Raw genomic sequence first — 24,309 nt, 5'->3', positions numbered from 1 at the left:
TCCGCGTGCGACGCAAATACGACCCGGAATGCAAGGGGACCGTGCAGAGAGTCTCAGCCGATCTGATCAAGGACCAACAGCGCAAGATTTCCTATTTCGTGGGAGGACGACGCTCGACGACCAAAAGCATGCCCGCGTGGAAGGCGGCTACAGCCTGGCATGCCTGCGGAGGTCCACATTCAGACAGGCGATCGCAACGTTTGGTCCTACGTGCTGAAGCCTTGTCGGGCCAGGTTCACCGAGCGTTCCGGGAATAGGTCGTCCTTCGATTGCATTCATTTGATAGGATGCAAGATGCCCGGCACTGCTCTTGTTCTGACCCCTAATAGGCGCCATCACGAGACCTCATACTGCTGCGCCAGCGAAGCGGAAAGCTGGTCGGCGAAACGTGCAGCGGCCACCGGTAGGGTGCGGCCCTTGAGTTGGCCGACATAGAGCATGCCAGCGGGCACGTCGCGCAAGTCGAGCGGCCGGGAGATCATGTCACCGGTCATCGTCTGGTGGGATAGGCCAATCGGGAAATGGAAGGTGATGATATCCTCTGAGATAGCGTGGTTGCGCAGGAATTCGAAGCTGTCTGACTGAATCACCGGCTCCAGCTGCAGCGATGACGATTGCGCCCCGATGTCGAGCAGGTAGCGCACACCGTAACTTGATGTGGGAAGCGCGATTGGATAGTCGAGGCAAGCGCGCAAGCGCACCGTCTCGTGAGAAGCCAGCGGATGATGGGGCCGCATAACCGCATGCACCGGCTGGTGCACCCGTATTAGTGTCATGAAGGCAGCCAGCCGGGTTGGCTCGTAGACGATGGCAATGTCGGCCGTGTGATCGACCAAGGCACGCTCGGCCTCCTCCCGGTCGCGCAGGTGCACTCCGAAGGTCACATTCGGATGTTCCTTGCGGTAGAGTGAGATCTGCATCGGCAGATGGTAGGGCAATAGCGCCTGGCTGCAGGCGATCGCCACATGGCCGCGCCGGGCGCCAGCAAGGTCTGCAATCTGCGATTTCACGTGCTCCATATCGGATAACTGGTTGCGCATGTGCTGCACTAGAAGTTCGCCGGCGCTGGACAATCGCACGCCGTGAGGCAGTCGCTCGAAAATGGCAACGCCGAGTTCGGCCTCCATCGCCAATATACGCCGATTGAGCGCCGTCGAGGTTATGGCGAGCAATTCCGCGGCGGCGCGGATCGAACCGGTCTTGGCCACCACATCGATATAGTGAGCGGAGTTCAGGTAACGCATCGGCAGCCCCCCGCATCACCGCTGCAATTCTTGCAGCAGGCTGAACAAAACATAGCACAAGACAGCAGCGCCGTCATCGAGGATAATTAATCCTGTCGAAGAAGCATCTTCAAGCGACATTGATTTTTTAAAGACAATGAAAGATGGAATAATGTTTGTTCCACTTTCTTCAACTAATTCATCGATCGAATGGAGCAATCATGCGCCACATATCAATTGTAATATTAGCTTCTCTCGGTCTTGTCGCCCTTGCAAATTTATCGGCGATCGCCGTCGAACAATGTGGCGACGCGACCGCGTCATCTGGCCTGCCAGGTTATAATCATCAATGTGGTGTGACCTCTAAGGACAGCATCGATGAAAGCGCTCTAGCGGACGTAGGCGAGCATAAAAGCTGCGGTTCGGATTGTGCGCAAGTCTACAGTCTTTGTAATACAAGCAGGGGTAGAGACTGTCGCCAAGAGTACAAAATCTGTTCTTGGAACTGCGTCTTTGGTGCGGCAATGACGATTCGCCAGTAAAGAAAACCCGACATTTGAAATTGCGCCGGAGTAGGGTACCAACCCGCATACGTGCGCTGGAGATATCGTAGGGCCACACCCTTACGCTGAGGCCCCGGCGCCTGGCCCGCCCATTGAGGTGGGCTCCTTGTGTCAAACGCGCCAACACGTTTCGTTTCAAAGAAGGTTAGCAAGCAGGCGCGCGGCTGCACCATGGTAACTAACGCAGACCTGTTTAGCCATCGGTAGCGAACACCAAACAGTAAGTTCGGCAACGAGAATGTCGTCGTTCCCATTCACCGGCGTGGTGCTAAGTTGTCCCTGCTTGTTCATCATGATCGCTACGGTTCCGTTTGCGCCATAACCGATAGCTGCCATCCTTTGAATGCGAGTGTCGTCCTCGACGCGAATATCGAACAGAACAGAGCCACCAGTCTTTTCCGCGACGTCAGCCACTCGATCGGCAAACGGCCGATTGATATTGGCGAAAGACTGCTCGAACAAAACCAGTTCAACATACTCCGCCTTCATTGCGTGAGAGTGCGCGGCATGACGCGCAGAACCAATAGGCCATGCACGTCTTATCCACACAAAAACGACCGCCACTGAGGGTGGCCTCTTCCACAGAAAACAACATAATCACCACCCAAACACCTTCGCGCGACAACGCGTTTAGGCCAGAGATGAGACGTCCTCTTCATTAGGCCTGGAACCACTGGTTTCAGCGCCAGGGTTTCTGTATTGCGGCAATTGTACCCTGAATCGGCTGCGACATCAGAGCTATCTGGTCCAGCCTCGTTCCCGAGGCCAGCTGGGGCGCAATCAGTCGCAGACAACCGTGGGCGAGATTTGGTTCGGTCAGCGCTGGAATGACGCTGCTGTCACTGTTCCCGCTTTAGAGGAAATGTGGCGTCGCCATCCTTCTCGCCTGATAAAACGCGCGGATTGGCGCTTGAGACACCGTCGTTCTTTCCGCCTTTGTGGTGCTCTTCTGATTGGCCTCGCGCGTCTGCTTCAAGCTCCTTGCCGGGGCGCTTGCCAACTTTCTTGTCGACCGATTTTTCCACCATCAGCCTCTCCTTTGTGAAGCAATGGCAACTCTTCGATCGGCCTGAGGTTCCGGGACAATCGGCCATCGGACCGCTGCCGCCCAAAGGCGATTTCGGTCTTCGCGTCCTCCGACCCTGGGCATTTCAGGTCGTGGCAAAGTTGGACTTCAACGGCCGACATGAGGCGCATTGGAGTCCGGCAGCTTTGGGGCCGTCTGCTGTCCTTCCGGTTTGGGCGCGATGGGCTAGAAGCTGGCGTTCCCCTTGCGACCCGAGTCGGTCATGTGATGTGGGCGCCAGAACCCCCAAAGGCGGACGGTCGACAGCCTTTTGAGGTGAGCGTAACGAGATTCCGTCAACGGGTGGATGCCGAAAGACGGCACCGACCCGAGATCAGTAGCTTTATCATTTTTTGAATTCTGCGCGGTAAGGTTCCGCGCATGTGGTTGAAGACTTACTTGATCATCACCGGCGTCGGCGCGTTCGTGGCGCTGACAATGCCATGGCTGGTCATCATCGGCAGTTTCCTGATCATCCCGGGGCTCATCCTCGGGTCGATGCCAACGGCCTTCATGTATGGCATCGCTTTCGCGCTGTTCTGCTTGCTGCTCGGAAGTTTCCTTTCAGGCGTTCCTCTGAACGTCATGTCGGGCGCCGCGACGCTGGCACTGTTTTGGACCATCCCCCAGCCAGGCCTCACCTGGGCGAGGGGCATGCTGGCCAGCCTGGAGGAGCCGGACATTCAGTCGAACGCACCGATTGCGCTCAAGGGCGATATTCTCCTCGCCCGCCCGTTCGAGGGCCGTTGCGATGCATTGTGCGCGGCCTTGCTCAAGACCCCGGGCGTCACTTCGGTCCGCGTCCAGACCCTTCGCGGTCATTCCTATACCTACCGCGTCGTGCCGGACTCGACGCCCGGAAAACGAAGCACCGTCATCGGGCATGGCCTGCTGGAAGAGCGGCGCTACGATGCCTCCGATCCGCTCGCCCCTCAGCGCGCGCTGGAATCCGAATGGAACCTGATGATGTCAGAGGGCAAGGCGCTGCTGCAAAGCGACGACGCCCCCGAACCCGACTTCACCATCGCTATCGAGGACGGCCCTGCCGCGCCCGATTCCAAGCCCCGATCGGGACGGTTGGATTGGTCGCTCGAACCCTCCGCACCCCACCGCAAGGCGCTCACCATCACCGACGCCGGTGAACAGGTGCTGCTGCGGCAGTCGATCCTGTCGATCTTTGCCCCGGCGGCGCCGTTGCTGATCGGGACTTCGGGCGGGATCGAGAACTTCCGGTTCGGCTGGGCGCGTCTGCGGCTCGGTGACGGAAGGATGTACGCCGAGGTTCCGGTCAACCGGCTGCTGCTCGACCACACCAGCGTTTCGCGCGGCGTGAATATGGAAGCGGCGAAAGCGAGAACGCGCGAGGAACTTGCCAGAGCGCTCGACGATCCGCGTAAGCCGGTGAGCGGTCCCGTGTTCGCGCTCGCCAATCAATGGATGGACTCGTTCCGCGCGAACGACCAGCCGCTCGGCGAAAGCGACCGGCGCCTGCTGGTTCGCGTCTTGGAGGACCCACGGGTGCGATCCCCAGACGGGCTGTGGGCGATCATCAAACAGGTCGATGGCGACTCCGCCGATCTGCGGCGGCTCGCCGCCCGCCGCTACCTCGCGGCCACCGACAAGAAGGAGGCGCGCCACTGGATCAATGCCCTGGCCGGCCTCCCTGTGGGTGCATACACCGATCCTCTGCCCGAAGAGCGCGCGATTCTCGCAGATCCGGAGGTCAGCCGCTTTGCCACCGGCCTGATCAAGCGCCAGGGGGACCGCGGCGTCGATGCCGTGCCCGACCTGTTGCGGCTGCTGCGCGAGTACTCCGTCTACGATCCGGACAAGTATGGTTTCAGCGACCTGACCGCGGCTACCGATGCCGTGCGAAGCGGCTTTCGCCGCATTGGCCCTGCGGCCTCTTTCGCGCGGCCTGAGATCGAGCAGCTCTTGGCTTCGCCGGGTCTGAAGTACCGCTACAAGACGCTCGGCCAGGAAGAATGGGACACGCTGCTGGTCGTCCTCGGGAAGCCTGTCGAAACGCTTACCAAGCCGGAAAACCGAAGTGGAACCGACGCGAGGTACCGCGAGCGCGTCGCTCAACGGGCCGCCAAGCCTTACGACCCACGCCGGGATTGATCGCCGAAACGGGACGAAGAATCTTCGCGGGCAGAGCTAGCCGCTTCGTCCTACCGGTCTTTCCGATATTCCATGGTGCGCGACCGTGTGTGGCGGGATCAAATCGAGTAACCCATCGTGTTACTCCTCGGTTTTGATTGGGCACTCGAGAAACGAGAGGTGAAGGCAGAAGCGGGGCCGATAGCGAAACGGCAGCTTCCGGCTTCGCGATCAAGGACATCACAAGTTTAACCGCCGCGGGCGGTGTCGCCACCTGCTCTTGCCTCCGCATATTCCGTTGACGAAGTGTTCAAGCGGGAACGATCTGACAGAAAGCGGCGCCAGCCCCCAAATGACGAGATATCAAAAGCGCCTAGCAAGCCCACGGATTCCACTAGAAAACCTTTGGCGGTGCTGCCATCATCAAGCTCTATATTGCCAATGCCCAGGGGCGACGGGATGGCGGCCACAAAGTGGCCGAATGCGTCGGCAGGTAGCCGCCAAACCTCTACCTCGATCGCAGTGCCGCCGTTTTCAACACGGACCAGTCCCGGCTTGGGCGTGGTCTGGCCCGCGAGCTCATATAGCTTGTATGAAGATGCCGTCCTCATTGCCCGGCAGAACCGGGCACCAGCCTCCTTGAGATGGCCATTGAGCGGCATTCCCGAGAGGTGAGCGCCGACCACCACCAACTCGATAGTGCCATCTTCGACTGATGCGCCGACAGGCTGCGCGCTCGGCTGCCGCCAGCCAGTCGCGCCGAGGGTGAGACTGCTCGCGGCATGGAGATCGCGCGCGACGGATGCTACAAGGCCGTCCGCTCCGGCGGCCGCAAGCAGCGTCACGCTCATCGGCAGCCCGTCGTCGCGCTTGCCGGTCGGCACGGCGATGCCGCACATGTCCAGAAGATTGACGAAATTGGTGTAGGTGCCGAGCCGGCTGTTGGTCTCGACGGGATCGGTGAGCACGGTAGCAGTGGTATAGTGCGTTGGGGCGGTCGGCACGCAGAACAGGTCGACCGAGGCGATGACCGGGGCGAGCTTCGCCTTGTAGGCCTGCAAGGCGTAGAGGCCGCGGAAGGCGTCTGCCGCCGACAGGTTACTGGCGCCGCCGATGATCTTGCGCGTCACCGGATGCAAGGCGGCTTCGTTGGCTTCCATGAAATCGCGGATCGCCGCATAGCGCTCGGCCACCCAGGCACCCTCATAGAGTAGGTTGGCGGTGGCGTAGAAATCGCCGAAGGGGATTTCGACCAGCCGGCAGCCAAGCCGCGACAGAATGGCAAGCGAAGCTTCGAAACCAGTCTGCATGGCCGTATCGCCGAAGAATTTGAGCTCCGCTTTTACAGGCACGCCGACGGTCAGCACCGGTTGGCGCGCGGCGAGCGGCTGGACGGCGATGTCACGCGAATAAGGATCGGCAGCGTCGCGCGCGGCGGCAACGGAGAACACCCTATACGCATCATCGACGGTCAGCGCGAACACCGAGACGCAATCGAGCGTGCGGCAGGCCGGCACGACGCCGGCGGCCGACAACGCGCCGACCGTCGGCTTCAGCCCGACGATGTTGTTGAGGCCGGCCGGAATGCGGCCGGAGCCGGCGGTGTCGGTGCCAAGCGCGAAGGAGACGATGCCGCGCGCCGTCGCCACCGCCGACCCCGAGGAGGAGCCGCCTGGCACAAGCGCCTCGTCGATGGCATTGCGCGGGATCGGCCAGGGCGTGCGCACGCCGACTAGGCCGGTGGCGAACTGGTCGAGATTAGTCTTGCCGACGACCAGCGCACCGGCCGCTTTCAGCCGCGCCACAACGGTGGCGTCTTTCTCGGGCCAATAGGTGTATTCGGCGCAGGCGGCCGTCGTGGGCATGCCGGCGACGTCGATGTTGTCCTTGACGGCGAAGGGAATGCCCCAGAGCGGCTTTGTCGCCGGGTCGAACGGACCGAGTGCCGCGGCCTGGGCTAGGAAATCCGCCTTGGCGGCGAGATGGATGAAGATGCCCGGGTCGTCGGCCGCTTCGATGCGGGTAAAGATCGTCGCGATCACATCGCCAACGGCGAGGCCTCCCCGATAGGCTGCGTGAAGGCTCGCTATGTCGAAATGGATATCGCTCATTTCGTCTCCTCCAGAATGATCACCGGCAGGTCCCACTGGATCAGCACGACGCAACCGTCCTTCGTCCACACCGAATGCTCGGTGCCGACCGGGTTCAGGATGACGCTGCCGGCGGGATAGTCGCCGTTCTCGTCGCTCTGGGTGCCTTCCAGCACGACGATGGTTTCCAGCCCGACATGTCGGTGTCGCGGCACGCTGGCGCCGGACCGGTATTTCAGGATCGCGACCGACGGCTCGACCGGCCCGCCCTTCAGCAGCCAGTGCACGCTGATGCCGTCGCGGAAATATTCGAACGCGAGATCGCGCCAGCCGCCGTCGAGCAGGCCGGCAAAGGCAAAATTAGGCATTGGCAATTCCCTCGAGCACCTGGTCGGTCGTTGCCGTCCAGCCGACGATGGCGCTCTGCGCCCGGATCATGGCTAGTGCCGCCGCCTTGAATTCGGGAAAATAGCTTTCCGTCGCGTCTTCGGCGAGCAGGCACTCATAGCCGCGATCATTGGCCTCGCGCATCGTCGTCTGCACGCAGACCTCGGTGGTGACGCCGGCGAAAACCAGCTGCTGTGCGCCGAGCCGCTTCAGCTCGCCACCGAAGCTGGTCGCGTAGAAGGCGCCCTTGCCGGGCTTTTCGATGACGATCTCGCCCGGCAGCGGCGCAAGCTCGTCGAGGATTGCGGTGCCCGGCTCTCCGACGATCAGCACGCGGCCCATCGGCCCGACATCGCCGATGCGGATCGCCGGATTGCCGCGATTGCGCTTGGCCGGCGGCAGGTCCGACAGGTCGGCGCGGTGGCACTCCATGGTGTGGATCACCGGCAGGCCGGCGGCGCGAAAACCTTCGATCAGTTTCTTCACCGTCGGCACGATCGCGGCCACCCGGCTGACGTCGTTGCCAAGGCTGGCGCCGAAGCCGCCGGGCTCGGCGAAATCGCGCTGCATGTCGATGACGACCAGCGCCATCGTCTGCGGCTTGAAGGAGAAGGCGAACGGCTGCGCATCAATCTCCGCCATCAGTGATGTCCCGCCATATGCTCGCCGATGGTCTGCACGCTCGCTTGCGCGATCGGCGTCTCGTAGACCAGCGCGCCGTCCGACATGACGAAAATGCGGTCGGACAGTTCCAAAAGCTCGTCGAGGTCCTCCGACATCAGCAGCACTGCCGCACCCGCATTGCGCGCCTTCATGATGCGGGCGCGGATTTCGGCCACCGCCGAGAAGTCGAGGCCGAAGCACGGGTTGGAGACGATCAGCAGGTCGACCTCGCCGGTCAGTTCGCGCGCCAGCACGGCGCGCTGCACATTGCCGCCCGACAGCGAGGCGATGGGCGAGGATAGCGAGGCGGTCTTGACCTTGAACTGCTCGACCAGCTTGGCGCTGAACGCGCGTATGGCGCTGGCGCTGATCCAGTTCACCGGCCTGCCGTTGCCGTCGATGTCGAAGGTGCGGAAGGAGATGTTCTCGGCCACCGTCATTTTTGGCGCGCAGGCATTCTTCAGCGGCTCTTCCGGGATGAGCCGCACATTGAGCGCGCGCGCCTCGGCCCGCGTCGCCGCATAGGCGGAGCCGCGTACCAGCACCTCGCCACCGTCGCGCGGCCGCTGGCCGGCCAGGACCTCGAGGAATTCCTTCTGGCCATTGCCGGAAATGCCGGCGATGCCGACGATCTCGCCCGAACGCACGCCGAGATTCTCGATGCGGATCGACTTCAGCCCGGTGCGGTCCGGCGCCTTCAGCGATTTGACCTTGAGCACGATCTCGGCATCGGGTTTCGGCGCCGCGCGACTGTCGAGCGCGGCGATCGGCTGGTCGCCGATCATCATCGCCGCCATCGCCTTGTGGTCGAGGTCGGCGACGCGGCCGGTTCCCGTCAGCCTGCCCTTGCGCAGCACGCTGACATCGTCGGCGAAGGCGGTGACCTCATGGAATTTGTGCGAAATCATCAGCACGGTGAGGTCGCCGGCCTTGGTCATGTCGCGCACCAGCCCCAGCACCTCCTGCGCCTCACCGGGCGTCAGCACCGAGGTTGGCTCGTCCAGCACTAGAAAGCTGCGGCCAAGATAGAGCTGCTTGATGATTTCGAGCTTCTGCTTTTCGCCGGCGGCGAGTTCCGCCACCTTAACGTCGAGCGGCAGCTTGAACGGCATGCGCTCCATGAACACGGCAAGGTCGGCTCGTTCCCTACGCCAATCGATAATGCCCGGAACCTTCTCGCGCGAGATGACGAGGTTTTCCGCACCGGTCAGCGACGGCACCAGCGTAAAATGCTGATAGACCATACCGAGCCCGAGCGCCGAGGCGTCGCGCGGACTAGCGATCGCCACCTCGCGGCCATCGACCAGCAGGTCGCCTGATGTCGGGTGATAAAAACCCATCATGCATTTGACCAGCGTCGACTTGCCGGCGCCGTTCTCGCCGAGCAGCGCGTGGAAGGAGCCCGCCGGCACCTTCACCGACACGGCATCCAGCGCCGTGAAGGCGCCGAAGCGCATGGTCATGCCGATGGTCTCGACGCCGACCGCTTTCCTGTCATTCATCGCGGCCTCCTCATGGCAACTGCGCGACAAGCGCCTTGGAATTCGACACCGTGCCGAAGACGCCGCCCTGCATCTTGATCATCTTGATCGCCGCCAGATGGTTGTCGTAGTCGGTCGCCCCGCAGCAATCCTCCAGCATCATGCATTCATAGCCGCGGTCGTTGGCCTCGCGCATGGTGGTGTGCACGCAGACATCCGTGGTGATGCCGGTCAGCACGATGTTCTCGATGCCGCGCTGATTGAGGATGAGCTCCAGGTCGGTGGCGCAGAACGAGCCCTTGCCGGGCTTATCGATGATCGGCTCGCCCTCGGTCGGGTAAAGGTCGGGGATGATGTCCCAGCCCGGCTCGCCGCGCACCAGGATGCGCCCGCACGGGCCAGGGTCGCCGATGCCGGCATTGATGCGGCGCGAGCGCCAGCGCTTGTTGGCCGGCAGGTCGGCGAGATCGGGCCTGTGCCCCTCGCGCGTGTGGATGATGGTGTAGCCCTTGGCTCGCATCGTCGACAGCACCAACTTGATCGGCTCGATCGGTGCGCGCACCAGCGACAGATCGTAGCCCATATGGTCGACATAGCCGCCCGGCCCGCAGAAATCGGTCTGCATGTCGATGATGATCAGCGCCGTGTTGTCGGGCCGCAGGTCGCCATTGTAGGGCCAAGGATAAGGCTCGGCGTCGATCGTATGCTGAGTGACTTCGGCTCTGGCGTTCATCGGCAAAACTCTAGTCATTTGGTGATCGACAATTCGCCCGGCGCGCCCGCAAGCGTTCGTGTCGGCGACGAGGTGGCGATCATGATGATGAGGGTGAGGATGTAGGGAGCGGCGTAGAACATGTAGTAGCCCTGCGTGACGCCGACCGATTGAAGCGCCGGGCCGAGAGCTCCCGCCCCGCCGAACAAAAGCGCTGCAGCAAAGCAGCCGAGCGGGTTCCAGCGCGCGAAGATGACCAGCGCCACCGCCATCAGGCCCTGGCCCGACGAGATGCGTTCGGTCCAGCTGCCGGGATAGTAGAGCGACAGGTAGGCGCCGCCGATGCCGGCCAGCGCGCCACCGACACCGGTGGCGAGCAGCCGCACCGTATCGGGGTTGAGGCCCATGGCGCGTGCCGCGTCCGAACTGTCGCCGACGACGCGCACGATGAGGCCGGCGCGGGTGTTGCGGAACGCCCACCACAGGATGACCGACAGCACCGCGCCGATCAGGAACAGCACGTTGACGTCGAGTGCGGCTTGCACCTGCGGAATGTCGGACCAGCCGCCGAAGGGAATGGCCGGCAGATTGGGCGCCTTCGGCTTGATAAACGGCTTGCCGAAGAAGAAGGCGAGACCCGAGCCGAACAGCATCAGCGCGATGCCGACGGCGATGTCGTTGACTTTCGGGAATCTGCAGATCCAGCCATGGAACAGGCCGAAGCACAGGCCGGCGAAGGCGGCGGCGATGAGGCCGAGCCATGGCGAGCCCGTCATCACCGCCACCGCATAGGCGGTCATCGCACCGAAGACCAGCGTGCCTTCGAGCCCCAGATTGATGCGACCCGAACGCTCGGTGATCGCCTCGCCCAGCGAGACGAAGATGAAGGGCGTCGACACGCGGATGGCGCCGCCGAGCACGGCCAGCGGCACGCCCCAGAGGCCGATCTCGGTCGCGTCCATCAGGCGGCTCCCTTCACGAGATCGGGTCTTTTCCAAAGATCGGGATTGAAGGCCTTGAAGCGGCCGTAGAGGGTTTCGCTGAACAGGATGACGATGAAGATCATGCCTTGCAGCACCAGCACCGTGGCGTCGGGCAGGTCCATGCGGCGCTGTATCAGCCCGCCCGAGGCGTCGATGCCGCCAAGCAGGATGGCGAACGGAATGATGGCCAGCGGATTGTGGCGGGCCAGGAAGGCGACAAGGATGCCGGTGTAACCATAGCCGGCGGAAAGCGAGGCGTTGGCGCTCCCCTGCACGGCGGCGACCTCCAGCATGCCGGCAAGCCCGGCAAAGCCGCCAGCGAGCGCGGTGAAGCCGGCGATCAGCGGCCCGACGGCCAGCCCCTGTACCTGTGCTGCCCGCACATTGCCGCCGGCGATGCGCGCGGCAAAACCCCAGCGGGTCTTTTCGATGAGCAACCAGGAGAGGATGCAGGCGACGACACCGACAACCAGCCCCCAATGCACGTCCATGCCCGGAATGTTGCCGATGCGGTAGATGTCCGCCAGCGGCTGCGTTGACGGCTTGTTGAGCGAGGCCGGGTCGCGCAACGGCCCTTCCACCAGCTGGTTCATCAGCGCGATGGCGATGTAGGCCATCAGCAGGCTGGAAATGGTTTCGTTGACGGCCCGGTAATGGCGCAGCGCGCCGACGGCACCGATCCAGATGCCGCCGGCGGCCATGCCCGCCACGCCCATGGCAAGAATGACGATTGACGATGGCCCGCCGCTGAGCGCAGTGCCGGCTGCCGCAGCGGCGACGCCGCCGAGCACGATTGCACCCTCGCCGCCGATGACGACGAGGCCGAGCCGGGCCGGCAGGGCCACGCAGAGCGCGGCCAGCAGCAGGGGAGCGGCGCGCGACAGCGAGTTCTGGACCGAAAACCAGGAGCCGAAGCCGCCGCGCCATATGGTCTCGTAGAGCAGGATCGGCGACTTGCCGACGAGCACAATGAACAGGCTGAACAGCGCCATGCCGACGATCAGCGCCGCGAGCGGAATGACCAAAGCCTCCGCCCGCCGCGCAATCCATTCCACCGCCGCCGAATAGGCCTTGGCGCTGAAGAGTGCCGGCATGCCGGCCCCTGTCATCGTGTCCGTCATCGCCCCACCCCCTCAGATCAGGCGGTCGAACCGACGACGCCCTCGACCAGATAATCCATGCTTTCGAGCTCGATCGCGGTCTCCGGGAATGCTTGGCTCGCGGTGGCGACGACAGCCCCCTTGTTGCTCTTCAGCGGTCCCTTGATGACGGCGAAGCCGCCGTTCATCATTTCGGCCAGCGTGGCGTCGAACTGCTTGCGCGCCGGCTCGCCGACGGCGGGACCGAGCGGGCTCATCTTGACGAAGCCGTCGGCCAGGCCACCGCGCGTGAAGTTGGGCAGTGGCGTGCCGGCGATGAGGTCGTCGACGAACATCTTGTAGACCTTGGCCCAGTTCCACTCGGCCCCGGTGAGGTATTTTTCCGGCGCCAGCGGGCTCTGGTTGGCGTGATAGCCGCACACGAAGGCCCCACGGCCGGCGGTCGTCTCAACCACCACTTTCGGGCTATCGACATGGCAGCTAATAACGTCGGCGCCCTGGTCGACCAGTGCGTTGGTGGCTTCCGCTTCCTTGACCGCCAGCGACCATTCGCCGGTGAAAATGACCTGGCAAGTGATGGTCGGATCAACCGAGCGCGCGCCGAGCAGGAAGGAATTGATGTTGAGCAGCACCTGCGGGATCGGCTTGGCGGCGACGAAGCCGAGCTTCTTCGTCTTGGAGGTGTGGCCGGCGACAACGCCGTTGAGATACTGGCCCATGCCGATATAGCCGAAATAGGAGCCGGCATTCATCGGGTGCTTGGCCTTGTCCCACATGCCACCGCAATGGCGGAACTGCACGTCGGGGAATTTCGTGCACATGGCCAGCATGTGGGGGTCGAAATAGCCGAACGAGGTCGGGACGATCAGCGAGGCGCCGTCGAGATTGATCATCGATTCCATCGTCTTCTGGACGTCGACCGTCTCCGGCACGTTCTCCTCCTCGACGATGGAGATGCCATCGATACCCTTCAACGCCGCCGCCCCTTCGGCATGCGCCTGGTTGTAGCCGTAGTCGTCCTTCGGCCCGACATAGATGAAGCCGACGGTGGCGGCAGCGGCAAAGGCCCTGCTGATGGGGAAGGCAGCGGAGGCAAGCCCGAGTGCGGCTCCAGCGGCGGAGGTCTTGAGTAGCTCGCGGCGGTTAAGCGTGAATCTCGCGGTCATTGTGAATGCTCCCCTGTAGGACCCTTTCCGGGTCGGTTAACATGCCGTCAACAAAGTGCATGCAATCGCCATGCCAATTTCTTTGGCGAAATTAATGAATGGAATCAATCGTACCTTTAAAAGAGCCTGCTCATGTAGCGGGCAATTGCATGCACTTTTTGCCTTTAAAACAGCCAGTTTGACAGACAGATTAAAATAGAGGCATACAGGGGTATGTTGAGTCGATGGGCCGGTGCGTCGACCCTCCACAAGAAGACGGGGCGGAGGAGATTTGTCGGGGAAGCGCAACTTGATCAGGTCGGGCAAGACCGTGGATCAGATGGTGAGGGCGATCGGGGACCGGATCGTCACCGGCTACCTGCGCCCCGGCGAAAAGCTCGACGAGACCTCCCTCGCCGCCCGCTTCGACGTATCACGCACCCCGGTCAGGGAGGCGCTCGGCCACCTCAGCGCCATGGGGCTGGTCGAAAGGCGGCCCAACCGGGGTGCTATCGTGGCTGTCGTGACGCAAGAGCATCTCGCCTCGATGTTCGAGAGCATGGCCGAACTGGAGGCGATCTGCGCGCGCTTCTCGGCCGAGCGCATGACCAGTGCCGAGCGCCGCTCGCTCGAAATCGAGCATCAGGCTTCGGCGCGGATGGTGCAACTGGGCGCCGAGGAGGACTACGAGTATTTCAATACCGAGTTCCACACCCGGCTCTATCGTGGTGCCCACAACCCGCATATCCACGATCTCACCGTGATGACCCGCAGCCGGTTGGCACCCTTCCGGCGCGCTCAGTTCATGCTGCCCGGACGGTTGGCCAAATCCTGGCAGGAACACGAGCTAATCGTCACCGCAATCATGCGCGGAGACGGCGCTGCTGCGGGCAAGGCCGCCAGGGATCATGTCTCTATCGTCAGCGAGGCGAGCGCGGTGTTCGCGGCTGATGGCGGCAAGCCAGTTCGGCGGGACGTGGCCTGAAAATTCCGAACATCCCGAATCTCGGGACGATGTCTGCTTCCAGGCGGCGCACAGTATCGCGCAACGGCTGATATGAGGCGCTACGCTGCTCGGCAGCAAGGCTTTGAAGCAGCATGGTCAACCAGACCGATATACGTGCCCCAGTTGGCATTCTACGTCGAGGCGTGAGCGATGAGGGACTAGATGTTTGATCCCAGATTTTGATGGGCATCCTTGTCCTCCGAATCAAGGGATGCGCTATGGGCCAGGTTCTTCATGGGAGCGCCACGACGACAGAGGCGGTCCGTCGAGCGATACAGCATAGTCAAGAGAGCCTGAGGGCGCTGGCGAAGCGCTACGGGGTCAACCAAAAGACTGTTGCCAAATGGCGGGAACGGACCTCGGTGGCAGATTTGCCGACCGGTCCGAGAGAGCCTAGATCGACAGTGCTCTTGCCCGAGGAGGAGGCCGTCATAGTCGCCTTCCGGCGCTACACTCTGTTGCCACTCGATGACTGCCTCTATGCCTTACAACCGACGATCCCACACCTGACGCGCTCATCACTGCATCGCTGCCTGCAGCGCCACGGCATCAGCCGCCTGCCGGACGTAGAAGGCGACAAGCCGGCGAAGAAGAAGTTCAAGAGCTATCCGATCGGCTACTTCCACATCGACGTCGCCGAGGTGCGCACAGAACAGGGCAAGCTGCACATGTTCGTCGCTATCGACCGCACCTCGAAATTCGCCTTCGTCGAACTGCATGAGAAGGCCACCACCGCCATATCGAGAGACTTCCTACTGCGCCTGATCGCGGCCGTGCCCTACAAGGTCCACACTGTCCTCACCGACAACGGTATCCAGTTCACGACGCCCGGCGCCGGCGGTTCGGCCGTGCCATTGATCAAGGAGGCCATCGCAAACGGCGAACGCTTCTGGGCCCATGCCTTCGAATAGGCTTGCGCCACGAACGACATCGAGCACCGAACGACCAAGGCAAGGCATCCGTGGACCAACGGCCAGGTCGAGAGGATGAACCGGACTATCAAGGATGCAACCGTCAGGCGTTTCTATTACGAGAGCCACGACCAACTCCGCCAGCACCTTGCCGACTTCATCTCGGCCTACAACTTCGGTCGCAGGCTCAAGACCCTCAAAGGCCTTACGCCCTACGAGTTCATCTGCAAGGCGTGGGCGTCACAACCGGAACGCTTCAAACTCGATCCGCTCCAGCAAATGCCGGGACTAAACAGCTAGAGCACTCCCGCCCTCTAAAGCGATTTTACATCATCCGGAAACTGGGCGCAGATCGAACCACCGAGGCAGAAACGGAGAACGCCAGCTCTGCGGAGTAAGGTACGGACTGCAACAACACTGCGCGACGGCGAAATTCGCCGCCGAAACTACGCTATTGCCGCCGTTTGTACCCTCACTCCCACTCGATTGTTTAAAAAGCATATAACCCATTGAAATTATTGTCAAATATTTCCCAGCGGCGTACAAAGTCCGACACCAGAACCGTCAAAAAATTACGCTGTTGATTTTAAAGCGAAAATCGCTGCAAAAAATATTTTGAGGTTTCACCAACTATCGGGACCAATCGGGCGATTTTTTGCTCCTGGCAGAGTCCGACGGCGACCCACAGAGTTTCGAAAAGTACCGTCACCACTCCAACAAAGGTATTTTCGCTGGAAATCAATGGATCACAGGCAGGCTTGTAGGTGCGTCTACTCTATTGATTTTATTATCTTTTATGGACAATAATCGGAACTTCGCCGCCAGCCGATGCGAGTGACGCACTCGGCTGTCGCCGGAACGCTTCAGTTCGATTTGGTGTCGAATTCGACCTTGCATCGCTGGCCGGCGGGCAAGCGGTTGCCGGCGTTGGGCAGCATGATGCGCACACCGAACGTCCTGCTGGCCGCGTCCAGCACCCGGTCGATCACCTGAACCGTGCCGACATGGACTTCATCGCGCGGCTCGCTGACGGTCACCTTGACGGCGAGGCCGACACTGAACTTGCTGTATTCGCTGTCGGCGACGAAGGCTTCCACGCTCAACGGGTCGAGCTGTGCGATGGTGGCCAGTTTCCCGTCCTGATCGAGATACTCGCCGGCATAGAGCTTGCGCTCCATGACAATACCATCGATCGGACTGACGATAATTTTCTGGCCCAGCACCGTTCTTGCCCGGGCGAGTTCGAGTTCGAGAATGCGCTTGCGCGACTGGGCGAGCGCCAGCTCGCGCTTGGAGACTTCCATTTGCGCGATCGCTTCCTCGACGGCGTCCTTGGAGGTGACGTTCAGACTGGCCAATCGCTGGGAGCGCTCCATGCGGTTCAAGGCCAGTTGGTGCCGTGTCTGCTGGGCCTCGATTTCCGACGTGTTGGCCGCCTGCTCGGACATCAAGTCGACGGTTGACAGCTCGGTGTTGGCGTTCAGCCGGGCCAGGATTTGGCCTTTTTTGACGATGTCACCACGATCGATCAGCACCTCCTCCAGGAGGCCAGGCACTGTGCCGCCGACACCCACCACGATCGAAGGGTTGACGACGCAATCGAACGACGCCGCATGAACTGCGTGGCCCAGAAACAGAGCGGCGATGGATAAGATGGCTCGCAGCATTTGACGTGGCTCCCCTGCCCGCCGCGGCCTGTCCAGCCGCCGGCCCCAAGTCTATTCGGATTTGCCGGAGAAGGCGAGCAGCACGCCCAGCCTCCGGTCCTGGTCGAGCAAGTCCTTGCGCTCCGATGCATGCGCGCGTTCGGCACGCATCTGCGCCACCCGAAACAGCACGAGCGCGGCTCGACGCCTGAACCAGCTTTGACGTCGGCCAGCCCACTCGACAAGGCGCGGCGGCGCGAGATCGAGGATCGAATCTTCCAGCGAAAGAATGTCGCGCGTTGACCCCCGATCCCCCTTGCGCGCCGTCCGCCCCTCCATCTGCCGGTCGATCCGACGGGCATCGTGGCGCTCGCTCAGCACCACATGAAGCCCACCCATCGCCAGCGCCTCCGGATCGACCTTGATGTCCACGCCGCGCCCGGCCATGTTGGTCGCGACCGTCACCGTTCCGACACGACCCGCGCCCGCAATGACATTCGCCTCGTCCGCGCTCTGCTCGGCATTCAGCACGGCATGCTCGATGCGGGCGCGGTCGAGACACGCGCTGAGTTCCTGCGACGCGGAGACCGAACGCGTGCCGATCAGTACCGGCCGTCCGAGGGTCCGCATCGTCTCGACCTCCTGCACGATGCGGTTCCATTTCTCCTCGCGCGTCGTGCACACGATTGGGGCGAGCTTCGCGCGCCGGGGCGGCACATGGGTCGGAACCGCGAGAACCGACAGCCCGTACACCGCGCCCAGTTCGCCTTTGACCTCGTAGGCGGTGCCGGACATGCCGGCGAGGCGCAGATAACGACGATAGAAGCGCTGGTAGGTGATCCGAGCGGCGGTGCGTTTGCGCGGCGTTACCTTGCAGCCCTCCTTGAATTCGATCAACTGATGAAGGCCGTCGCTCCATGTGCGGTCGGCCATGATGCGACCGGTGAATTCGTCGACGATCTGAACTGTCTCGTCGGCGACCAGATAGTGTTCGCCGCGTCGGAAAAGCAGCAAGGCTGAGAGTGCCTGCCTGGCCGATTCCTCGCGTCGGATACGGTTGCGCCAAAACCCGTCGGCCGCCTCGGCCCGCACCCAGAGCCTGTCCTTGCCAGCTTCCGTCAGTTCGATACGGCGCCGATCCGGCAACAGCACGTAGTCGACATCCTGCTGCAGGTCTTCGATCAGGCGAAAGGTCTTTTCCGCCCAGTCGCGTTCGTCGACGGAATTGCTTTCCTGGGAGATGATCAGCGGCGTACGGGCCTCGTCGACGAGCGCGCTGTCGGCCTCGTCGACGATTGCCAGGTGCAGACCGCGCATGACCGTTTGTGAATTCTCATTGCCGACCTGGCCGAAGCCGCTGAGCTTGCGGTGCAGCAGCCCGGTCCTTTGGCCAAGAGCCATGCGATCGCGCAGGTAGTCGAACGTAACCTCTTTGTTGCTCGCATAGACAATGTCCGACGCATAGACTTGCGGCCGCCCTGCCCTGTCGCCGCTCTGGATCAGGCCCGTGGTCAGGCCGAGAAAGTCATAGACGGGCTTGAGCGTCGCAAGGTCGCGTTCCGCCAGATAGTCGTTCACAGTTATGACGTGAACCGGCGTGCCAGCCAGCGCCGCTGCCGATGCGGCGAGACCGGCGGTGATCGTCTTCCCTTCGCCGGTCGCCATTTCCGCCACCCGCCCGTCAAGCATTGCAAGGCCACCCAGAATTTGAACGTTGTGGTGGCGCAGTCCGAGCTTGCGCCACGATATTTCGCGCACGATCGCGAAGCATCGTTCGACGTTCGCCTGGGTCAGGCCGCCGCGACGCATCACCCCGCGGAACGCCGCGACCCGCTCGACAAGCTCAACTTCGGCTATACCCGCATAGTCACGCCCCAGGACCTCGATGCGAGGCAGTGCGCGATACATCCGCCTGAGCCTCGCCCGCTCCCGTAGCGGCGAGGTCACGCCGACCAGCCACTGATCCAGCCAGTCGAGGAATTTCGGCGCCGGGTCTTCCCGCTCGGCGCCGAGATCGAGGGCCGGAAGCAATACGCCGGCCGGTTGCCCGGCCGCAGTCAAGCTCCTACCCTACTACGCTCGATTGATATTCCGGTCGTCACCTGGTCAAGCCTGCTGCCCACTATCCTCGGCCTCGGCCTGCAGCCCGGCATCCGCGCTTCGTCCACCGCCTTTGTGCGCCGGCGATTTGCCGTTTTCCCGTTTCGCTTTGGCGGCCTCTGGTGCCGGTTCCGGTTTGTCGCCGACATCCAGGCCTGGGGCAGGCATCCGCTCCAGCATGTTGGCGAAGTGCCGCAAGGAGTGGAGGTGAAGATAGGTGCACTCCAATTCGTCATTTCCGAACAACGCTTGCAGGTCGGCGACATCGATCGCCTTCAGCTTCTCGCGGTCGACCGTCATGAAGCCGGCCAGAGAGTGGCGCTCACCGCTGTTCAAATTGAATTGCGCCTGCATCGGCTGCAGCAACCCGAGCGACTTCAGACGATCGCAATATTGCTTGGTGCGCTGAAAGCGCGATTGATAATCCTGAAGGAAGCCGAGCACCTCTTTCAGATAGCGCGTCTGCTGTCCGTCGCTGTCGAACAGGCGCTCGCCGCGGCCCTCCCGGTTGATGCCTTCAAAACTCTCGTCGATGTTGAGGATGAACGTTCGACCGCCGGCATCGGAAGAGAAAACGAACGGATAGCGCCGAACGAACGCCGGAACATACTTGCCGCTCCAGTTGCCGGCATCGTCGACATAAAGGTTTTCGGTCTGCTTCACGCCAAGAATGACCGCCGGCATGATCGAGTGATCGGTGCCCGCGAAAACGATTGGGTACTCCGCCGCTGCCTGCGCGAATTCGACAGCCGTCACCGGCACCGAATTCACGTTTCGGGCGAAGCTGTAGGAGTGACCCGCCTTGATCGAAACATCTCTGTGACGGTCTGAGGTCACCGGCTTTGCGTCCTGGTAGAAAAGAAGCTGAGTAGTCATGAGAACTCTCCTCGAGGTTAAAACGGCCAAATCATCGCTTCTATAGTTTATATCGACATTCAATTGAAACTACTATTTCTTATTTATTGGTATAAGTAAATGATTTATTTAGTTTCTGCGCACTCGTTAGATGATCTAGTTAACTTAGTAAAAATATCAATTCCTCCGACACGCAGGTCATACCTTGTAGACCCGCAAGAACACCTGTCTGATCCAGCGATAGGTCCGTTCGTAAAGCGGCACATTGCCGTGAAAAAAGCGGACGTAGATTCGCCCGCCGATGCGATCGACCTTGCTTGGATTGGCCAGCGCCAGTTCCAGATGCATCAAATTGGCAAGCACCCGCTTCTGCGAATGATCGGTCGGGTCGAGTGAGAACTGGCCACCGCCCACCGTGCTCAATGCGGCGTTCGGCAAAGTAGCGGTCAGCGACGGCACTTCGCGTATGATCTTGGCGGAATGCGAAACCGACGGATCTTCGACGAAGCGCACGTCGACGAACTCCGTATGGTTGCGAACCAGGTCGGCGTCGCCCTCCGGGATCACGGCGCGCAGTGTCGGCTGGTCGAACCGCGTCACATAGGCCAGCGTCTCGCCACGGCGCACGAACTTGCCCTCGAGATCATTTGCCGAAGGAACGATCAGAGTTCCGCTTGCCTGCGCCCGTACCGTCAGCGCTTCGGCACGGTCGCGTGCGATGACAAGGTCGGCGCGTGCCAGCCTGAGTTCTTCGGCCACCACTTTGGCGTTGACCTTTTCCGAGACATCGAGTTTTTCGAGGCGGCGCTCAAGCTCCCCAACCCTCAAATCCAAGAGGACGGTCCGCGCTTCCAGCAACGGGTCTTCCAGCCGCAGGATCGGGTCGCCTCGCTCGATCCTGGCGCCGGGCGTCGCGACAATTTCCGCCACCACGCCATCGACACCGGCATTGACGACTCCGTCGCCCGGCAGCCATACGACGCCTTGCGCGGCGGTCGCGTAAGGCAGCGGGATGACAAAGAACGGCGAGGCTACCAGTGCGAGGCTGGCTGCAACGACGGCGAAGGCCCTCCCCCTCGTTTTTCTCAGGGATGGGCTCGTGAACAGAAACCACAATTGGCGCGCCAGCGGCACGCCAACCATCAGCACCAGCGCCCACCCAGCCATCATCATGCCGACGACAAAGTAACGCTGGCTGACCAACGTGACGATCGCCACCATGACGCCGATCCGGTAGAAGAATGACGTGACGCCGTAGCTGAACAGCCAGAACTCTTCGCCCTGCGCGGTCGCCGGCGTTTCGGCGCTTTCGATGCCGAACAGATAATGCTGCACCAGATAGCCGAGATATTTGGTCGCCCGCTGACCAAGGTTCGGTATCTCGAGAATATCGCTCAGAACGTAATAGCCGTCGAAGCGCAGCAGTGGATTGCCGTTGAACAGCAAGGTCGAGACGCCGCCGATGAGCATCACGTTGAATGCGAAGGCGCGCACCAGTCCGGCCTCGGCGTTCAGCCAGACGATCAGCGCCAGACAGGCTAACAGCCCCTCGACGATAATGCCTGCCGCACCCACCAGGGCGCGCTGCCATTTGTCCCGGAATGCCAGGCTCTCCGACGCGTCGACATAGGGCACCGGCATGAACACGAGCAGCATCACGCCGATCTCGTGCACCTCGCCGCCCCAACGTTTGACGGCGAAGGCATGCCCCAGCTCATGCAAAGCCTTGATGAAGGGATAGGCGATCAGGATCAGCACGATATTCTCGGCCGACAGAACCCGGTCGGTTACATCGCCGGTCAGCGCCTGCCAGTTCATCGCGGCAAGGAAGATCGAATAGGCAACCAGCGCGAGGAAGGCGACGCCGCCGAACCAGGACAGGAACGGCCGCACCAGCGGATAGGTCGCGTTCAGGAACTCGTTCGGATCGAACAGCCCGACGCGGATAGCCAGCGGATTGGCGAATTTCGACAGAAGCTTGCGGTTGTGCTGCTTGCTGGCGCGGTCGGCGATTTCCTCGATGTCGGGCGGAATGTCGCCGAACAGCACATCCGCTGCGTGAAGCTGCCCCAAAAGACGGATCACCGCGTCTTGCGTAATGACCTTTTCGTCGAGGTGTTCGCAGGCGTTGTCCCACACGTCTTGCATGGTACGTCGGCCCGTCATCAGGCTGATGATGAAATAGGCCTCCGGCGTGAAGCGATGGAAGCGGCCAGAGGTCCGATCCTGCATCACATACCAGACCTGGTTGCGAAAGATCGTGCGGTGGATGCTCACCTGGCTTCGCAGCCGCGGCTTCAATTGCGCAACGCGATACCAGGACGAACTGAAATAGCTCCCGTCCATGGTCAGCCCGCCCAGCGCCAGAGGGTCAGGCGCAGCCAGTCGATCATCTTCTGGGTGTAGACGAAGAACAGCAGCCGTTCATCCACATGGGTCTTGCTGACGCCCTCCATGCCAGGACGCAGCCGCTCGAGGGACCCGGCGAGCGAAGCCTCGACCATGAACGAGTTGCGGCCGTTGCCCTGTCGCGAGACAGAGGTGATCTGTTCGATCTTGTATGGCAGCGGCTCCCTCGGCAACGCGCTGACCCGCAACTGGCCGGTCTGGCCGATCTTGATGTCATCGATGTCGCTTTCGTCGACTTCCAGGACAACGCGGTAAGAATCGAGTGGCGCGATGTGAAACAATTCCTGGCCACGCTCGACCGCCGCGCCGACCGATTGCGACAGATCGCCGGCGACGATGAATCCGTCAAACGGCGCCACCAGTCGGGTGCGCCGCAGTTGTTCGTCGATCAGCGACAGCTGCGCGTCCGCCTGCTTGATCTGGGCCTCGATGATCTGGCTTTCGGCGCGCTCGCCACGCGCCAGAGCGCGGTCGAATTCCGTCTCCTTCTGAGCCTTGGTGGTGACCAGCCGCAGCCGTTCGAAATTCAGATCCTGATCATCGAGTTGCGCCAGCACCTGATCCTTGCGCACCGTTTCGCCTGCCTTGGCGAATTCAGCCAGAACATAGCCGCTGAACGGGGCAACGATGGTTCGCTGCACCGAACCGCGAATGACCGCGGGCGCCGTTACCGCATAGGGTGAGGTGGCGACGCTCAGATAGGCCGCTATCGCCACCGCGGCCAGCGTCGCAATCTTGCGCCCGATGAAGCGCGGGCCAAGCAGCCTCTTGATCTGGATCCAGCCCGCTTCGATCGCCTTGGTGAAGATCGTCCGGTCGTTACCGCGTTTTTCCTCGAGCACCGGTCCGACCACGGCCGCGACTGCATCGCAAAGGTAGATCGTCTCCTGGTCAAAGCTCGCGTCGGCGGGCCGCAGGAAGGTAAGCGCGCCCGTCATCGTGCCGTTGCTCTGCAGCGGCACGGTCAGGGCGGCGCCATTCTTGTACTGGCGCGTCAAGGCTTCGTGCGCGATGCTGACCCGATATTCCTGACCCTGGCGCGGTGGCGCGACGACCACGGCCCGCTGGTCGATTGCCTCGTCCATCGCCGCCGCGATGTCGCGCATGAAGCTGACCTTGCCGTCGAATGCCGCCGAATGCGACACCGCCGCAACGCGCGTCCAGCGCCGGCGCATCACGCCGACGGCGACCGGGTCACAGTTCAGCCGCATGGCGAGTTCGGTGACGAGGGCGGTGCAAGCGCCCTTGTACCGCTTCTTCTCGATCACTGCCGCCAACATATCGAACGCAAAGCGGCTGCGCTGCGCCGCCTGTTCGCTCTGATCGCTCATGCCGCGGCGCAGATGCACCTCCACCCAGCCACAGGCCCACTGGATCTTACGCATGATGTCGGTGAAGGCAGCGTCGTTTCGCTTCACCGCAACGGCACAGGCTCCGAACAGATGCCCGTCGATGAGGATGGGTGACGCGATGATTTGTGTGTTGTCCGTCGGACCCGATACACTGACGCCCTGACGCTTTCCCGTGGCCATTTCGGTGGCGGCGAGAAGTCCGCCGACCGGCGACTGTGAGTTCGGCCATGCGGCGGCCAGCACATAAGGCCCGGTATCGGCTTCCCCGAGCACCAGGGCTGCTGCCGAGGCATCGGCAATCTGGCGGCACAGGAGGCCCAGCCACGCGCCAATGAACTCATCCGATGTCCCGGCAGTGCGGAAGCGTGTCCACAGCGCCTGGTCCAGAACGCTGTAGCTGACGATGCCGGCATCATCCAGCATCCTGTGGGTATCACTTTCAAGGATGCTATCGGCCATGGACAGCCGTTTCGAGGCGGCGCGCGCAGTTCGCGAGATGTGTGAACTGCGCCGC

General features: G+C 62.1%; 19 protein-coding genes and 1 pseudogene. 3 read left to right on the top strand and 17 right to left on the bottom strand.

Annotated elements, in window-relative coordinates; all coding sequences use genetic code 11:
* Window positions 1-335 precede the first annotated feature (335 nt).
* From NP503_RS30020 to NP503_RS30005, 4 genes are all read right to left on the bottom strand, one after another.
* Entirely contained in the window at window positions 336-1,244 is a 909-nt protein-coding gene (locus tag NP503_RS30020) for a LysR family transcriptional regulator (protein WP_127322614.1), read from the bottom strand.
* Window positions 1,245-1,259: 15 nt separating this feature from the next.
* Entirely contained in the window at window positions 1,260-1,442 is a 183-nt protein-coding gene (locus NP503_RS30015; protein WP_127322615.1) for a hypothetical protein, read from the bottom strand.
* Between the two features lie 479 nt (window positions 1,443-1,921).
* Window positions 1,922-2,350 carry a hypothetical protein gene (locus tag NP503_RS30010; protein WP_236383269.1) on the bottom strand — a complete coding sequence of 143 codons (429 nt, stop codon included), beginning with the start codon at window positions 2,348-2,350 and terminating at the stop codon, window positions 1,922-1,924.
* A gap of 275 nt (window positions 2,351-2,625) precedes the next feature.
* Window positions 2,626-2,814 (bottom strand): hypothetical protein, encoded by a 189-nt coding sequence (locus NP503_RS30005; RefSeq protein ID WP_127322616.1) that lies wholly within the window; start codon window positions 2,812-2,814, stop codon window positions 2,626-2,628.
* A 419-nt stretch (window positions 2,815-3,233) separates the two neighbouring features.
* Between NP503_RS30005 and NP503_RS30000 the strand changes: the two genes are divergently transcribed.
* Complete coding sequence (locus NP503_RS30000) at window positions 3,234-4,976, top strand: hypothetical protein (RefSeq protein WP_256755019.1); 1,743 nt, start codon at window positions 3,234-3,236, stop codon at window positions 4,974-4,976.
* A 227-nt stretch (window positions 4,977-5,203) separates the two neighbouring features.
* Here the strand turns inward: NP503_RS30000 and atzF are convergent, their stop codons facing one another.
* From atzF to NP503_RS29960, 8 genes are read right to left on the bottom strand one after another with little or no spacing between them, the layout of a single operon-like run.
* Entirely contained in the window at window positions 5,204-7,066 is a 1,863-nt protein-coding gene (gene atzF / locus NP503_RS29995; RefSeq protein WP_236383264.1) for an allophanate hydrolase, read from the bottom strand.
* Window positions 7,063-7,413 carry a cupin domain-containing protein gene (locus NP503_RS29990; RefSeq protein WP_127330529.1) on the bottom strand — a complete coding sequence of 117 codons (351 nt, stop codon included), beginning with the start codon at window positions 7,411-7,413 and terminating at the stop codon, window positions 7,063-7,065. Before NP503_RS29990 ends, atzF begins: the two co-directional genes overlap by 4 nt.
* Entirely contained in the window at window positions 7,406-8,074 is a 669-nt protein-coding gene (locus NP503_RS29985; RefSeq protein WP_127330531.1) for a cysteine hydrolase family protein, read from the bottom strand. The genes NP503_RS29990 and NP503_RS29985 overlap by 8 nt, the downstream gene beginning before the upstream one ends.
* Entirely contained in the window at window positions 8,074-9,597 is a 1,524-nt protein-coding gene (locus NP503_RS29980; protein ID WP_127321990.1) for an ABC transporter ATP-binding protein, read from the bottom strand. The genes NP503_RS29985 and NP503_RS29980 overlap by 1 nt, the downstream gene beginning before the upstream one ends.
* Window positions 9,598-9,607: 10 nt before the next feature.
* Window positions 9,608-10,309 carry a cysteine hydrolase family protein gene (locus tag NP503_RS29975; protein WP_127321989.1) on the bottom strand — a complete coding sequence of 234 codons (702 nt, stop codon included), beginning with the start codon at window positions 10,307-10,309 and terminating at the stop codon, window positions 9,608-9,610.
* Window positions 10,310-10,323: 14 nt separating this feature from the next.
* Window positions 10,324-11,250 (bottom strand): ABC transporter permease, encoded by a 927-nt coding sequence (locus tag NP503_RS29970; protein WP_127321988.1) that lies wholly within the window; start codon window positions 11,248-11,250, stop codon window positions 10,324-10,326.
* Complete coding sequence (locus NP503_RS29965) at window positions 11,250-12,380, bottom strand: ABC transporter permease (RefSeq protein ID WP_236383286.1); 1,131 nt, start codon at window positions 12,378-12,380, stop codon at window positions 11,250-11,252. The genes NP503_RS29970 and NP503_RS29965 overlap by 1 nt, the downstream gene beginning before the upstream one ends.
* A gap of 29 nt (window positions 12,381-12,409) precedes the next feature.
* Window positions 12,410-13,537 carry a BMP family ABC transporter substrate-binding protein gene (locus NP503_RS29960; protein WP_236383261.1) on the bottom strand — a complete coding sequence of 376 codons (1,128 nt, stop codon included), beginning with the start codon at window positions 13,535-13,537 and terminating at the stop codon, window positions 12,410-12,412.
* Window positions 13,538-13,826: 289 nt separating this feature from the next.
* On the opposite strand from NP503_RS29960, the gene NP503_RS29955 reads away from it, so the two are divergent.
* Together NP503_RS29955 and NP503_RS29950 are read left to right on the top strand one after the other, a co-directional pair.
* Complete coding sequence (locus NP503_RS29955) at window positions 13,827-14,501, top strand: GntR family transcriptional regulator (protein ID WP_127323185.1); 675 nt, start codon at window positions 13,827-13,829, stop codon at window positions 14,499-14,501.
* A 239-nt stretch (window positions 14,502-14,740) separates the two neighbouring features.
* Window positions 14,741-15,733, top strand: a pseudogene (locus NP503_RS29950) (IS481 family transposase).
* Between the two features lie 563 nt (window positions 15,734-16,296).
* Here the strand turns inward: NP503_RS29950 and NP503_RS29945 are convergent.
* The 5 genes from NP503_RS29945 to NP503_RS29925 form a co-directional block, all read right to left on the bottom strand.
* Window positions 16,297-17,100: an efflux RND transporter periplasmic adaptor subunit gene (locus NP503_RS29945; protein ID WP_183445046.1), complete on the bottom strand. Its 804-nt coding sequence runs from the start codon at window positions 17,098-17,100 to the stop codon at window positions 16,297-16,299.
* 51 nt (window positions 17,101-17,151) lie between these two features.
* Entirely contained in the window at window positions 17,152-19,140 is a 1,989-nt protein-coding gene (locus NP503_RS29940) for a prepilin peptidase (protein ID WP_236383258.1), read from the bottom strand.
* A gap of 45 nt (window positions 19,141-19,185) precedes the next feature.
* Window positions 19,186-20,055, bottom strand: coding sequence for a SapC family protein (locus NP503_RS29935; protein WP_236383256.1), 870 nt, complete (start codon window positions 20,053-20,055; stop codon window positions 19,186-19,188).
* A gap of 177 nt (window positions 20,056-20,232) precedes the next feature.
* Window positions 20,233-22,380 (bottom strand): peptidase M50, encoded by a 2,148-nt coding sequence (locus NP503_RS29930; protein ID WP_236383254.1) that lies wholly within the window; start codon window positions 22,378-22,380, stop codon window positions 20,233-20,235.
* A 2-nt stretch (window positions 22,381-22,382) separates the two neighbouring features.
* Complete coding sequence (locus tag NP503_RS29925) at window positions 22,383-24,254, bottom strand: HlyD family efflux transporter periplasmic adaptor subunit (RefSeq protein WP_127269820.1); 1,872 nt, start codon at window positions 24,252-24,254, stop codon at window positions 22,383-22,385.
* Window positions 24,255-24,309: the final 55 nt, after the last annotated feature.

The organism is Mesorhizobium sp. SEMIA396, from assembly GCF_024518615.1.
Lineage (GTDB): Bacteria > Pseudomonadota > Alphaproteobacteria > Rhizobiales > Rhizobiaceae > Mesorhizobium.
Note: the sequence above shows the minus strand (reverse complement) of the source record. Positions and strands in the feature narration are given on the sequence as shown.

Coding starts and splice junctions, on each gene's coding strand:
- NP503_RS30020 (WP_127322614.1), bottom strand. CDS start 1,244: ATGCGTTACCTGAACTCCGCTCACTATATCGATGTGGTGGCCAAGACC.
- NP503_RS30005 (WP_127322616.1), bottom strand. CDS start 2,814: ATGGTGGAAAAATCGGTCGACAAGAAAGTTGGCAAGCGCCCCGGCAAG.
- NP503_RS30000 (WP_256755019.1), top strand. CDS start 3,234: ATGTGGTTGAAGACTTACTTGATCATCACCGGCGTCGGCGCGTTCGTG.
- atzF (WP_236383264.1), bottom strand. CDS start 7,066: ATGAGCGATATCCATTTCGACATAGCGAGCCTTCACGCAGCCTATCGG.
- NP503_RS29990 (WP_127330529.1), bottom strand. CDS start 7,413: ATGCCTAATTTTGCCTTTGCCGGCCTGCTCGACGGCGGCTGGCGCGAT.
- NP503_RS29985 (WP_127330531.1), bottom strand. CDS start 8,074: ATGGCGGAGATTGATGCGCAGCCGTTCGCCTTCTCCTTCAAGCCGCAG.
- NP503_RS29980 (WP_127321990.1), bottom strand. CDS start 9,597: ATGAATGACAGGAAAGCGGTCGGCGTCGAGACCATCGGCATGACCATG.
- NP503_RS29975 (WP_127321989.1), bottom strand. CDS start 10,309: ATGAACGCCAGAGCCGAAGTCACTCAGCATACGATCGACGCCGAGCCT.
- NP503_RS29970 (WP_127321988.1), bottom strand. CDS start 11,250: ATGGACGCGACCGAGATCGGCCTCTGGGGCGTGCCGCTGGCCGTGCTC.
- NP503_RS29965 (WP_236383286.1), bottom strand. CDS start 12,380: ATGACAGGGGCCGGCATGCCGGCACTCTTCAGCGCCAAGGCCTATTCG.
- NP503_RS29960 (WP_236383261.1), bottom strand. CDS start 13,537: ATGACCGCGAGATTCACGCTTAACCGCCGCGAGCTACTCAAGACCTCC.
- NP503_RS29945 (WP_183445046.1), bottom strand. CDS start 17,100: ATGCTGCGAGCCATCTTATCCATCGCCGCTCTGTTTCTGGGCCACGCA.
- NP503_RS29935 (WP_236383256.1), bottom strand. CDS start 20,055: ATGACTACTCAGCTTCTTTTCTACCAGGACGCAAAGCCGGTGACCTCA.
- NP503_RS29930 (WP_236383254.1), bottom strand. CDS start 22,380: ATGGACGGGAGCTATTTCAGTTCGTCCTGGTATCGCGTTGCGCAATTG.
- NP503_RS29925 (WP_127269820.1), bottom strand. CDS start 24,254: ATGGCCGATAGCATCCTTGAAAGTGATACCCACAGGATGCTGGATGAT.